Raw genomic sequence first — 13,605 nt, 5'->3', positions numbered from 1 at the left:
GATCCTTTCATTTTTCCTGAGTTCCTGAGTTCCATATTTTATCTCTGACCCCCAGATATGGTGCTCGTACTGCGATGAGACATCCAGATCGTGTGTACGGGGCCAAAAAAGCGTTGCCCACCCCCCTCTCGCGTCCCTACCCTTCTGGGAACCACAAAACCGCCCTTCTTCCGGGCATTCCGATACTCTCCCATGGCTAAAAAAGAACCCGCAGAACCCATCATCCCCCTCGACGACTCCGATATTCCAGAGAAGCAGGATACCGCCGGCGGCGAGGAATACGGAGCCGCCCAGATCGACAAGCTGGAGGGACTCGAAGCCGTCCGTAAGCGCCCCGGCATGTACATTGGCGATCCCGATGAGCGTGGACTCCACCACTGCGTCTTCGAGGTTCTCGATAACTCGATCGACGAGCATCTGGCCGGCTACTGCACTCGTGTCGAGGTCTCCATTCACTCCGACGGATCGGTCTCCATTCGTGACAATGGCCGCGGTATTCCGGTAGAGATCCATCCCAAGTTCAAGATCCCGACCCTTGAACTCGTCATGACCAATCTCCACGCCGGCGGCAAGTTCGGCCAGGGAGCCTACAAGTACTCGGGCGGTCTCCACGGCGTCGGTGCGAAGTGCGTCAACGCCCTCTCCACTTGGTTCAAGGTCGAGGTCATGCGCGAGGGGAAGGTCCACTTCATGGCCTTCGCCCAGGGTAAGACCACCCAGCCGCTCACTGTCCTCAGCGAACTGAAGAACAAGAAGCAGACCGGCACCTTCGTCACCTTCCTGCCCGATCCCGAGATCTTCACGATCACTACCACCTTCAAGTTCGAGCGCCTGTCCGGCCGTCTCCGCGAGCTTGCCTTCCTGAACCCGGGCATCGAGATCGTCCTCACCGACGAGCGCGACGACGAGGAGCATCGTCCCCGCCACGAAACCTTCCTCTACAAGCACGGCATCGTGGAGTTTGTGCGTCAGCTTGGCGAGACTCGCCAGATCCTCCACCCGAAGCCGATCGTCATCTCCCGCCAGCGCGACGAGATCTTTGTCGACGCCGTCCTTCAGTATAACGACTCCTACACCGATCAGATTCTCTGCTTCGCGAATTCCATCCCGAATCCCGACGGAGGTACCCACCTGACCGGCATGAGGACCGCCCTCACCCGCGCGATCAACCAGTACGCCAAGGCCAACAATATCCTCAAGGAGAAGGACCCCGCCCTCTCAGGTGACGATGTGCGCGAGGGACTCACCGCTGTCCTGAGCGTCAAGCTTCCAAACCCCCGCTTCGAGTCCCAGACCAAGGTCAAGCTGGTCAACACCGAGGTAGAGGGCGTCGTGAATTCCTCCATCTACGAGGGGCTCATGGATCACTTCGATCAGAATCCCCCGGTCGCCAAGAAAGTCATCGAGAAGGCCCTCACCGCAGCCCGCGCCCGCGAGGCTGCCCGCAAGGCCCGAGAGACCGTCCGTAAGAGCGCCCTCACCGGCGGTGGACTACCCGGCAAACTGGCCGACTGCTCCGAGCGCGATCCCTCTCTCACCGAGCTCTACATCGTCGAGGGTGACTCCGCAGGCGGGTCCGCCAAGCAGGGCCGCGACCGCCGCTTCCAGGCTATCCTCCCGATCCGAGGCAAGCTTATCAATGTGCAGAAGGCCCGTCTCGATAAGGTCCTCCAGAACACCGAGATCCAGACCATGATCACCGCGATCGGCACGGGCATCGGTGATGGTGATCAAGAAGGCGCCTTCAACATCGAGAAGCTCCGCTATGGACGCATCGTCATCATGACAGATGCCGACGTCGATGGATCCCACATCAGGACCCTGCTCCTTACCTTCTTCTACAACCAGATGCCGCAGCTCATCCGCCGTGGTCACATCTACATCGCCCAGCCACCGCTCTACCAGATCAAGAGAAAGAAGCGCGAGGAGTATGTCGACGACGACGTTCAGCTCAACCGCATCCTGATCTCTCTCGGAGCCGAGGAGCTGAAGCTCGTCTCCCTACCTGACAAGAAGGAGATCGCAGCAGCCCCGTTCAAGGAGATCCTGGAGCTTCTCGACAGGCTCGAGAAATCGAGCGAGGCCGTTCGCCGTCTGGGTGGTGATTTCGAGGCCTACCTCCACGCCCGCTCGGCCGAGGGAGTCCTCCCCTCCTACCTGGTTGTCATTCGCGCCGGCAACGAGGAGACCGTCGAGTATTTCCACAACGAGACGGATCTCCGCGACTTCACAGCAAAGAACATCGATCTCAACCTCTTCGATGCCGAAACTTCCGAAGGGGAGAACGGCGAGAGTGGCACCGGAGCCGTCGTAGAAAAGGTCGCCAAGGCTGACAAGAACCCCCGCCGCCGACGCGCCCGTCTCGTCGAGATCCATCAGTCCAAGAGCATCGAGAAGCTCATGGGAGAACTTAATAAGAAAGGCTTCAAGATCGAGCACTACGCTGATAGCAAGACACCACTCTTCCACCTCATCGACGGAGAAACCACCCATGAGATCTTCGCCATCCCACGTATCCTCGAAATGGTGAAGGAAGTCGGCCGCCGCGGCGTCCAGGTCAAACGATTCAAGGGTCTTGGCGAAATGAATGCCAAGGAACTCTACGAGACCGCCATGAATCCCGAGCGCCGCCGTTTCCTCAAGGTAGAGCTCAACGACGACAACGCCCTCGAGGCCGGACGCATGTTCGACATCCTCATGGGTGATGTGGTTGAGCCGCGCAGGATATTCATCGAGGACAATGCGCTGAACGTCCGCAACCTGGACGTCTAAGAGGATGCTCGGGATTTTGCCGCAGGGCGGTGTTGCTGCTCGGTTGGCGTAGGCCTACTACGCCTGCCCTCGCACGCCTTGCCCTGCATCCAAACTTCCAAGCCTCTCGGAAAAGGTACACGTCGCATGGCTGCTGCATTGCTGACCATTGAACTTGGGTGTGCCCATGCCGATCGCCCATCACGTTAGCTCTGGGCTGCCTTCGGCATTTCTACCTGCTCCCGCCAGTCGCAGGTTTCAACTTTCAAAGCCGAGAAATCAGGTTCACGCCTTGCTTTATCCCCAAGGCTTGGAAGATCGGATGGAGAGCAAGGCGTGCGAGCGAAGCGGTAGTAGTCCTACCGCGAGCGAACAGCAACGCAGCTATCCGCTGATATCCCAAGCCCTTGTAATTAGGGGTTAATTTCCGTGCCTATACCTTCCTCCGAAAACGTCTCCAGAAGAACGGCATGATTCACTCCAGCCCCGAGCAGGTGGACTTTTCCCAGCCCGTTTGCCAGGGCCTTGGTAGCGGAGCGCACCTTGGGAATCATCCCCCCGGCGATCACACCACGGTCGATCAGTTCCTCGGTCTGAGCCGCAGTGAGACCGTGAATGAGTGATTCAGGATCGTGGGGATCCAGCAGCAGTCCTGGCACATCGCTCAGGAAGATCAGTTTGCTGGCCGGCAGGGCGGCGGCTAGGGCGGCCGCGGAGACATCGGCATTGATGTTGATCGGCTCGCCGCTTGGCAGGGCGCCGAGTGGTGAAATGACAGGCACCGCGCCGGCCGCAAGCGCCGCTAAGACAGCATCGGGATTAACCTGCTCGGCCTCTCCCACGAATCCCAAGTCGACCTCTTTGTTATCAGACCCGGTGAAAGGAGGCAGTTTACTGGCGATGAATACCTTCCGACCGGATATCCCGACAGCTTTCACCCCGAGAGCCCCCAGCTGATTCACGATCCCGGGATTGACCTCGTCATCAAGCACGGAGCGTACAATCTCTACGGTAGCTTCATCGGTGACACGGAGGCCATCGACGAATTGGGGAGTAAGTCCCTGCTCCTTCATACGGGCATTGATAGCCTTACCTCCTCCGTGGACCAGCACGACGTGGATGCCCACGGCATCCAGGAAGGCAATATCGATCAGGAAGCGTTCCACCTGTTCTTCCGCCTCCATAGTGCTTCCCCCGTATTTGATCAGGAAGATGCTGCCACGAAATTTCTGCAGGTAGGGGAGCGCCTCGACGAGTGTCTCGGCACGTTGACGGGAAGTAATCTGGGATGCCATGAAAGATTTATAGTGAGAACTCCGAGAGGTTCAGCCGAACATATTCCTCAGTGAGATCCGTGGTGAGTAGGCGTGCCTCACCCTTACCGAGATGGAGATCGATCATGACGGCAAATTCCTTTTTCGCAGCCACCTTACGGAGTCTGGCTTCACCCTTTGCGTCCTGGCATGCCATACCGTTCTTAGCGGCGAGGATTCCGTCATAGGCGATCTCCACCTTGTCGGGATCAAGGGGAGCCCCAGCATAGCCGGCCGCATCGATGATCCGGCCCCAGTTCGGATCGCTTCCGGCCCAGGCGCATTTCACAAGCTGGGAATTCGCGATGGCTCGTCCGATCTTATGAGCGTCAGACTCAGACTTCGCACCCTTGACGGTGAGTTCGATCACGCGAGAAGTCCCCTCCCCGTCCGCCACGATGGCACGCGCCAGATCCGCGCAGACCGCCTGCAGGGCCTCGGCAAAGGCTTTCTTCTCCGCAGTTGTGCGGATCGCAACCTTCGAAGCACCATTGGCAAGCGTCAGGACCGTGTCGTTAGTACTGCAGTCCCCATCCACGGTGATACAGTTGAACGTTCTGGAGGTCACCTCGCCGAGAATCTTGCGCAGGAAGGCCGCTGGCACCAATGCATCCGTCGTGATCACGCAGAGCATGGTCGCCATGTTCGGAGAAATCATTCCTGCTCCCTTCGCCATCCCACCAATGCGGAACGACTTGCCTCCGACCTTCACCTCATAAGCAGACTGCTTCGGCACGCTGTCGCTCGTCATGATCGACTTGGCGGCTGCCGTGGCGGCAGAGGGTGATGATTTTAGCGCATCGGCTGCCTCGCGGATCGCGGGGAGTATTTTGGAGAGGGGAAGCTGGACACCGATTCTCCCAGTGGAGCAGATCAGCACCTCGTCGGCATGGAGACCAAGAGCCACTGCCGTGGAGTTGGCGGTCTGCTCGGCAGCTCGGAGACCGGGAGCGCCCGTACAGGCGTTGGCGTTGCCGCTGTTAAGGAGTACTGCACGTGCCTTTCCTGACTCTAGATGCCTCCTGGAGAGCAGGACTGGCGCAGCCTTCACGAGGTTGGTGGTAAAGACGCCGGCAGCCGTGGCGGGAAGCTCCGAAGCCACGATACTTAGGTCACTTCGCAGGGGGCCGGTGCGCTTGATGCCACAGGAGGTGGTACCTGAGAGGAATCCTTTGGCAGCGTTGACGCCACCGACAATGCGTTTTAGGGACGAAGACATAGTTAAAAAGTAGGAAAGTGGGAAAGTGAAGGGTGCAAACAGTCGAGCGTCGAGGGCTTTACTAGAGGAGCCCAGCGGTCTCAGGAAGACCTGCCCTCACGTTGAAGCACTGCACGGCCTGGCCGGCCGCTCCCTTCACCAGATTGTCGATCGCGGAGAGGATCACGACCCGACCGGTCCGCGGCTCGTCGTAGACCGCGATGTCGCAGAAGTTCGTTCCCGAGACATGCTTGGTGTCGGGTGGGGTTTCCCGGATCCGGACAAAGGGCTCCTCGGCATAGGCGGCAAGGAGTGCCTTCTTGAGATCGGCGGCTGTTCTTCCAGCCGCAAGAGTCGCCACGATCGTGGTGTGGATACCCCGGTTCATCGGCGCAAGATGAGGGATGAAGGTGATCACCACCTTGTGACCTGCCGCATGGGAGAGTTGCTGCTCCACCTCAGAGATATGCCGGTGCCTCGGCAAGCCATAGGCCCGCATGCTCTCATTGCACTCGGCATAGAGATAATCGACAGCCGCCTTCCGCCCGGCTCCACTGACGCCGCTCGCGCTGGAGGCTACGATCCCCTCGGAATTCAGCAGACCCGCCTTGAGAAGGGGGATGAGCGGGAGCTGAATGCTGGTCGGATAGCACCCAGCACAGGCAATGAGGGGAGAAGATTTGATCGCCTCCCGTGAGAGTTCGGGGATCGCGTAGGTAGCCTGTTCAAGAAGCTCCGGCGCGGGATGTTCACCACCATAATAGTCGGCATAGACCTCGGCATCCTGGAGCCTGAAGTCCGCACTCAGATCGATTACTACCTTACCAGCCTTCAGCGCCGCAGTGGCATACTCAGCCGCAACGCCATGGGGCAGGGCTAGGAAGACCACACCGGCATCACAGGCGGCAACATTGGCTGGATCGGCCTCGGTGAAGAGCAGTGATGCGATCTTAAGGCCTGTGAACCTGGGCATCACCTCTCCGAGCGATTTGCCGGCGTACTGCCGCGAAAATATTGCCGTGACCTCAGCGGATGGATGCCGGTCCAGCAGAGCGCAGAGCTCCTCGCCGGAATAGCCACTGGCACCGACGATCGCAACCTTCAGCAGAGCCGGGTCAGTCTTGGCAGAAATGGAACTCATGATCGAAATACCCTAGTGAATCCAATGGCGGGAGCAAAGTCGGAATCAGAGTATCAATGCATGATCCCGCTGAACAACGAGCTGTGGGTACAGCGTTGTAGCATGCAGAGCATCCCGGTAGGGCGAGACGATCGGGAGATCGCGAGGCAAACGCGGAGGAGAGTTTTTAATATGGAACTCAGCCGTAACGGCTGCGAAGCAACGGCCGGGCTAGCCAACTCAGGAAAAAGAAACAGAAGGGGAAGTTTTACCACGAAGTGGGAACCAAGAGCCCTCCAAGGGGGGAGGAGATAAGAAAATGGCATGGGGCTCCGAGTATCGGAGCTGGAATGCCTGGAGGCTCACTCTCTCAAGCTCGCTTGATGAGCTGAACCGTCAGGCATTCATGAGCATAGGATCGCTGATCCTGCTTCCATGCCAAGCCCTCGACGCTCGACTTTCGACACTCGGCTTCCCTACTCAGTTTCTTTGCAAGTCCTTGGCTGTCTTCTTCGTGGTAAAATTTCAATCTCTGCGCCTCAGCGTTTGCTTGCCCGGCCTCGGCCCTTGGGACTTGGGCCTGCGTTACGGCAGCGGGAGAACATTCATTCGGGTCGCAGCAAAACGATCTTGCAGGATGTCGCCAGAAACCCGATGCTTCCCCGCTCGAGAACGGGCTGTAGCACAGCTTGGTAGTGCGCTTGAATGGGGTTCAAGAGGTCGTGGGTTCGAATCCCGCCAGCCCGAGTCTCGGTTTTTTCAGCGGACTCCATCGTTCTGAAGAGGTGCCCACAGCCAAGAAGGGAATGGCGGGGTAGCTGTTTAGGTCAAGTCGCCAAGAAATCGCTACTAGTGGCTGGGGTTGCAGATTCTTCTATGCACCACGGCAGTAAGGAGTAGCGTGCAATTACATCTTTCCGAGGTCTGTCATCAGAACCCTCCCCGTCGAGCTGTCGCTCACGGGGTTTTTTTGTGCCTGCGTGGGCATATTCGCCAAAAAAACCAACTTAATGAAAAACCCCCTCCTCGCTCTTCCCTCAGTTGCAGGACTCACCTCATTCGCTGGATCTGCGAAGGCTCAATCTAGATATATCGACAATCAAGATGTCACATCTTTCTAAGACCGTCATGTCAATGACATCGCCGTTGAAACACGAATATCTTCAAGAGGAAGGGAGTCCGACTTTTGTTATTATTAGCGAAAGCATTGCATCCGCAGTTCCAAGCAATGCCCGAGTTGTCAGATTTCTAGTAGAAGCAAGGAAACATCTCAGGAGAGGTGAGGCATATGTTGAGCACAGGCGTTACGTTGGTCTAAATAGAACGAGCTCCATGCCGTGGGTCGTCACGATCAACGATGGTGATCATCAAGTTGTTAATTCCCAACACTCGACTCTCCACAAGGCTTTCCAGAAAGCTACCCGAATGAATGCTCCTGATCCAGTTGCATTCGACAAGCCTGAGTACGAAATCATCAGTCTCTTCAAGAGACTCTTAGGCGATAAAAGATAAGACCCTAAAGAATTACCAGCCCGAGTCTCGGTTTTTTAAGAGAGTTTTTTTCTCGAAATACTCCTTCCCTCTGAAGAGCTTGCAGAAGAATGCCGGGGTAGCTGGGTAGCTGGGTTAGGCAGGTCGATAGGGAATCGCTATGAGGTTGAATGTGCTGTTTAGGGTTGATTGGATTGTGAGGGGGGCTAGATTTCGGTTGTAGTACCTATCCCCTCACCACAAGCCAAACACCCCATGAAAACATTCCTCCTCACCCTTGCAACGGGACTCTTCGGAATCACCCTCTCCCTTAGCGCCGCAGAGAGCACCGGCATCGACGGCAACTACAAGCTCGTTTCGCACAAGACACCGGATGGAAAGGTCGTCAAGGCTCCGAATCTTGCCGGCATGATCAACCTTACTCCCGGTGGATATAAAAACCTCAATGTGATGTATCAGAACGTCACCGCAGCGAGCGCATCGCTCTCAATCATTTCGAGATACAAGCTTTCAGGCTCCACATATACGGAAACACTCCTTTCAGCCGCCAACGACCCTCTTACAGGAAAAACTGTTGCCTTATCGGGCTACACGAAGAGCGTGAAAGTGATGCGTGAGGGAGGATCCATTAAATTCCAGCCACCCTTTGAGGCACCTACTTACGAGTTCAAGGGCGATACACTCATTGCGACGGTTCCAGGCAAGTTCGTCGATACTTGGGTCAAGGTTAAGTAACAAGCGGTACCCATTCGAAGTCTTTCTCAAAGAAGACCCATCTCCTTCCAGCAATGGGCGGGGATGGGTTTTTTTGGGCCAATCAACGCACCTCTCTTCTTGGAATGGGAGCCATTGGCGTCAGTATCTCATTCATGCAGTCGTCGGAAATCGTATCCCAGTTCTCCACGATCGATGCCATCCTTCAGGGCATCTATGATGGTCCCGCCACCTTCGGCGAGGTGAGGCGCTATGGCGACTTTGGAATCGGCACGGTGAATCATCTCGACGGTGAGATGCTCGCTTTGGATGGAATCTTCTATCAGATCACGGGGGACGGCTTGGTACATGTCATTCCGGACAAGGAAAAGACATCGTTTGCAACGGTCGCATTCTTCAATCCAACCCATCATGCCGCGGTTAACAAGCTCACCTCTCTAAGAACAATGCAGGGATGGCTGGAGAGGCATCTCGGTTCGAAGAACTTCTTCTGGTCAATCCGGATCGACGGGATCTTTTCCTCTATGCGGGTTCGCAGTATTTCCCGACAGCATCCTCCCTACAGACCGCTCGTCGAGGTGGTCCGCTCGGAAGCTGTTTTCAAGTTCCGTAACATCCCGGGAACGCTTCTCGGTTTCCGTTCCCCACCCTATATTAAGGGCATCAATGTTCCCGGATACCACTTTCACTTCATCAGTGATGACAGGACCAAGGGTGGACATGTCCTGGGTTGCAGTCTCCTCCGGGGAAAAGCATTGTGGTCATGTCACCGAACCTTCCAAATGAAGCTTCCCGATGACCCGGCTTTCCGTAAGGCCGACTTTTCAGAACATGACGCCGAGGCTCTGAAAAGAGCCGAACAGTAGGGAGAGATAGAGGGTCTGAATCGAATCCCGCTAGCTGGAGTCTGGCTCTCTCCCTTCTGTACTCTTACTCTTACTCTTACCCGAGCAAATCAGGCCGGCGTTTCTTAGTAGCCTCCAGAGCCTGTTCCGCACGCCATGTTGCGATCGCGCCGTGATTGCCGGAGAGGAGTATGGGCGGAACCTTCCACTCGTTAAACTCAACGGGACGCGTGTAGTGAGGATGATCGAGTAGACCGGTCTCAAAGGATTCGGTGACCGCTGATTGGTCGTCTCCCAGGACGCCGGGGATAAGGCGCACGATCGCATCGGTGAGGACAAGCGCCCCGAGCACACCATTGGTAAGGATATAGTCTCCGATCGAGATCTCGTCGTCGACCAGGTGATCGGCTACGCGCTGATCGACTCCTTCATAATGACCGCAGAGAAGAATCAGATGCTCCGCCTTGGCATACTCGCGAACGATCGGCTGGGTCAGAGTTCTACCCTGTGGAGTGAGGAAGACTACCTTGGTCTCGGGCCTGCGAAGCTCGGAGAGGGCTTCGGCGATCGGCTCGATCTTCATGACCATGCCCGGGCCTCCGCCATAGGGAGAGTCATCGACCGTGCGATGACGGTCGTGGGTCCAGCGCCGCAGGTCCACAGCCTCCAGCTTCACAAGGCCCGCTTCCTGGGCGCGACCAAGGATGCTCTCTCCAAGAACGCCTTCCGCGATGGCAGGGATGGGGGTCAGTATCTGAATCTCAATCATGGGAAGATCATTACCATGGGATCGTCCGATGAACAGCGACTCGTCATCAAGCTCCATAACCGGATAGTCTTTTCTGATCCTCAACTGAACAGTGAACAGACGATCCAAGACACCTACCAATCGAGGCAAAAAAAAGCAGCCCAGACGGAAGCGCTCGTTCCTAATCACGCTGATCAAGCTGGGCTTCGCGGCACTGCTTTTCTGGATGCTGATCGGGCTGGTTTACTATCTCTGGGCCCTGACCTTCGACATCTCGACCATCGGTCAGATGCCGCAGCGTTCGTCGATCTACGATCGCACCGGAATCTTCTACAGCAGGACCATCGGGGAAAACAGGATTGTCGTGCCCTACGAAAAGGTCTCCCCATATTTCGTCAATGCGCTGATAAGCCGCGAGGACTCGCGCTTCTACGAGCATCACGGCATCGACCCGGTCGGCATCGCCCGTGCCGCCGTGCGGAACCTGCTCTTCGGAGGAATGAAGCAGGGGGCCAGCACGATCACCCAGCAACTCGCACGCAACAGCTTCCCCCTGGGAGGGAAGACCTTCAACCGAAAGTTCCTGGAAGCCGCCATGGCCTTCCGCATCGAGATGGAAATGAGCAAGGAGAAGATCCTAGAGCTCTACATGAATCGCATCTACTTCGGCTCGGGTCTCTACGGGGTCGAGGCCGCCAGCCTGGCCTACTTCGGAAAACCAGCCGCCGACATGGATCTCTCCGAGGGGGCGCTACTAGCAGGACTCATCCGCAGTCCGAACAGGTTCTCGCCGCTCAACAATATCGATGCGTCTCTGGGACAGCGGAATGTCGTTCTGGGACGGATGGAAGATCTGGGCTTCATTACCCATGCCCAGCTTGAGAAGGCGGAGGCTGAACCGATAAACCCCGCCCAGCAAAGGCTCGTTAACCCCATGAACAGCTGGGCCGTCGATGCGATCCTCCATGAACTGGAGCAGGTGGTGCCCCTGGACAGGATCGACTCCGGAGGTCTGCGTATCGACACAACAATCGATGCCGGACTCCAGCAGTCCGCCGAGACCGCTGTCGCTAAGCGCCTCATGGAAGTCGAACAGCGCCCCGACTACCGTCAGCAGCATCATGTCGCCAAGGGAACCAAAGCAGAAGAGCCGCTGGAGCCGCTCCAGGGAGCACTCCTTGCCATCGATAATGCCAACGGTGGCATCACGGCGATCGTGGGAGGGCGTGATTTTGTAAAGAGCAAGTACAACAGGGCCTTGGTCGCCATGCGTCAGATCGGTTCCTCGGCCAAGCCCTTTGTCTACGAGGAGGCCTTCCGCAGGGGAATCATCACGCCGGAGACACCTGTGAGTGACGCCCGCCTCACTGCCGCCGACCTCCCTTCCCGCTCCGCAACTTATAATCCTCAAAACAGCGACGGAACCTTCGGTAACGATCTGCCGGCCAGGGAAGGACTTGTGCGGTCCCGGAATACCATGAGTGTCCGTGTCGGCATGAAGACGGGGCTGGCAGACATCGCCTCCACCATGGAGCGACTCGGCCTGGCCGAGCATGTGCCTCACTATCCTTCGATCTGCCTCGGCAGCTTCGAATCTACGCTTAGGAATCTCACCACGGCCTACACGGCGCTCGCCACCGGGGGGAAAAAACTCCAACCGCACCTGATCGAACAAGTCACCGACTCCGAGGGGACCGTTCTTTATCGCGCAACCCATGGACGGATCTCCGTGCTTGACCCCACGGCGACGAGAACCACCACAGGAATCCTAACCGAGGTCATGACGCGGGGCACGGCGGCCAAGTCGGCTGAACTCGGACTCCGCAAGCCGGCTGCCGGGAAGACCGGGACGACCGACCACTTCGTGGATGCCTGGTTCCTGGGATATACCCAAGGACTCACCTGCGGCGTCTGGGTAGGCTTCGACCATCCCAAGACCATCATGCATGGGGGCTACGGCGCCGAACTGGCCCTCCCGATCTGGGTGGACGTGATGCAGTCGCCTGCGTCTGATCACTTCGCGGCGGGGCCGCTGCTGTAGATAGGGGATCGGGAATAGGCTATGGGGAATGGGGGGGATGGGAGGGGACCGCTAGCCTCAAAAAACCCATTTCTTGGTTTTTTTGAGACTCCGTATCAACGAGTTCTTTCCCTTTTAAAGATGGCTGTGTATTAGTCTGGCTTATCACTTTTTTCTAATGAATATCCACGAATTCCAGGCCCGAGAACTCTTCGCCGAATTCGGCGTCGCCACCCAACCAGGCAGTGTTGCCCACACTCCCAACGAGGCCGAGACCGTCGCAACAGGACTCAATCAAGGCAAACTTGTCATCAAGGCTCAGATCCATGCAGGAGGACGTGGCAAGGGAACTTTCAAGAACGGATTCAAAGGCGGCGTTCATCTCTGCGACACCCCTGCGGAAGCCAAGGATCTGGCCTCGAAGATGCTCGGCCAGGTTCTGGTCACCCATCAGACCGGCCCTGAGGGGAAGGAAGTCGGAAAGATCTTTGTCGGCGAGGCCGTCGACATTGCCCGTGAGCTCTATTTCGCGATCCTCATTGACCGCGCCACCTCGGTTCCTGTTTTGATCGCCAGCACCGAGGGAGGTGTAGACATCGAGACGGTCGCCGATAAGACCCCTGAGAAGATCCTCCGTCTTTCCATCAATCCCTTCCTAGGGATCATGCCTTACCAGACGCGTCTGATCGCCTCCTCACTGGGACTCACCGGCCCGCTGATGAACCAGGCCTCCAAACTCTTCACCAATCTCTACCGCCTCTTCATCGAGCGGGACTGCTCGATGGTCGAGGTGAATCCCCTTGTCGTCACCACCGATGGCCGCCTGATGGCCCTGGATGCGAAGTTCAATTTCGACGACAACGCCCTCTACCGCCAGCCCTCGATCATCGCCATGCGCGATGTCACCGAGGAGGATCCGCGGGAAGTTGAGGCCTCGAAGCACGGCCTCAACTACATCGGGCTCGACGGAAATATCGCCTGCCTGGTCAATGGTGCGGGTCTTGCCATGGCCACCATGGACATCATCCAGCATGCCGGCGGCAGTCCCGCGAACTTCCTCGATGTCGGGGGTGGTGCCACCCGGGAGCAGGTCGCTTCGGCCTTCCGTATCATCCTAGCGGATTCCCGCGTGAAGGGAATTCTGGTCAATATCTTCGGAGGTATCATGGACTGCGATGTCATCGCCAACGGTATCGTCGAGGCAGCCAAGGAAACAGGCCTCTCCATCCCGCTGGTCGTCCGACTCGAGGGAAACAATGTCGAAGCGGGCAAGAAGACCCTTGCTGAGAGCGGCCTGAAGCTTGAAAGCGGCGAGAACATCCTCGACGCCGCGAACAGGATCGTCGCCGCCGTAAAATCAGCCGCCTGATCCCAGGGTAACCTTCAAACCTTAACTTTTCACTCC

The 13,605-nt window shown here is 57.3% G+C and carries 9 protein-coding genes and 1 tRNA gene; 6 read left to right on the top strand and 4 right to left on the bottom strand.

Annotation, left to right across the window (positions count from 1 at the left end; genetic code table 11):
* Positions 1-192 precede the first annotated feature (192 nt).
* On the top strand, positions 193-2,772 hold the full coding sequence (gyrB, locus tag K8R57_01850; protein ID MCE9587040.1) for a DNA topoisomerase (ATP-hydrolyzing) subunit B: 2,580 nt from the start codon (positions 193-195) through the stop codon (positions 2,770-2,772).
* A gap of 392 nt (positions 2,773-3,164) precedes the next feature.
* Here gyrB and argB read toward each other — a convergent pair whose 3' ends face one another.
* The 3 genes from argB to argC all read right to left on the bottom strand — a co-directional run bounded on the left by argB (position 3,165) and on the right by argC (position 6,403).
* On the bottom strand, positions 3,165-4,046 hold the full coding sequence (gene argB, locus K8R57_01845) for an acetylglutamate kinase (protein MCE9587039.1): 882 nt from the start codon (positions 4,044-4,046) through the stop codon (positions 3,165-3,167).
* Positions 4,047-4,053: 7 nt separating this feature from the next.
* Positions 4,054-5,283: a bifunctional glutamate N-acetyltransferase/amino-acid acetyltransferase ArgJ gene (gene argJ / locus K8R57_01840; protein MCE9587038.1), complete on the bottom strand. Its 1,230-nt coding sequence runs from the start codon at positions 5,281-5,283 to the stop codon at positions 4,054-4,056.
* Positions 5,284-5,344: 61 nt separating this feature from the next.
* Positions 5,345-6,403 (bottom strand): N-acetyl-gamma-glutamyl-phosphate reductase, encoded by a 1,059-nt coding sequence (gene argC / locus K8R57_01835; GenBank protein MCE9587037.1) that lies wholly within the window; start codon positions 6,401-6,403, stop codon positions 5,345-5,347.
* Between the two features lie 652 nt (positions 6,404-7,055).
* Between argC and K8R57_01830 the strand changes: the two genes are divergently transcribed.
* The 3 genes from K8R57_01830 to budA all read left to right on the top strand — a co-directional run bounded on the left by K8R57_01830 (position 7,056) and on the right by budA (position 9,453).
* A tRNA-Pro gene (locus K8R57_01830) sits at positions 7,056-7,129 on the top strand.
* Positions 7,130-8,128: 999 nt separating this feature from the next.
* Positions 8,129-8,608, top strand: a complete 480-nt coding sequence (locus K8R57_01825; protein MCE9587036.1) for a hypothetical protein — start codon at positions 8,129-8,131, stop codon at positions 8,606-8,608.
* A gap of 134 nt (positions 8,609-8,742) precedes the next feature.
* The gene (gene budA, locus K8R57_01820) at positions 8,743-9,453 is read left to right on the top strand and encodes an acetolactate decarboxylase (protein MCE9587035.1); all 711 of its coding nucleotides are present in this window, start codon (positions 8,743-8,745) and stop codon (positions 9,451-9,453) included.
* A 76-nt stretch (positions 9,454-9,529) separates the two neighbouring features.
* Here the strand turns inward: budA and trmD are convergent, their stop codons facing one another.
* Positions 9,530-10,198 (bottom strand): tRNA (guanosine(37)-N1)-methyltransferase TrmD, encoded by a 669-nt coding sequence (gene trmD / locus K8R57_01815; GenBank protein MCE9587034.1) that lies wholly within the window; start codon positions 10,196-10,198, stop codon positions 9,530-9,532.
* Between the two features lie 94 nt (positions 10,199-10,292).
* Here trmD and K8R57_01810 point away from each other — a divergent pair, with 94 nt between their 5' ends.
* Both K8R57_01810 and sucC read left to right on the top strand, forming a co-directional pair.
* Positions 10,293-12,221, top strand: a complete 1,929-nt coding sequence (locus K8R57_01810; protein ID MCE9587033.1) for a PBP1A family penicillin-binding protein — start codon at positions 10,293-10,295, stop codon at positions 12,219-12,221.
* Between the two features lie 157 nt (positions 12,222-12,378).
* Positions 12,379-13,569 carry an ADP-forming succinate--CoA ligase subunit beta gene (sucC, locus tag K8R57_01805; protein MCE9587032.1) on the top strand — a complete coding sequence of 397 codons (1,191 nt, stop codon included), beginning with the start codon at positions 12,379-12,381 and terminating at the stop codon, positions 13,567-13,569.
* The last annotated feature ends 36 nt before the right edge of the window (positions 13,570-13,605 follow it).

This window comes from Verrucomicrobiota bacterium, assembly GCA_021413925.1.
In the GTDB taxonomy this organism is placed as follows: Bacteria; Verrucomicrobiota; Verrucomicrobiia; order Chthoniobacterales; family UBA6821; genus UBA6821.
Note: the sequence above shows the minus strand (reverse complement) of the source record. Positions and strands in the feature narration are given on the sequence as shown.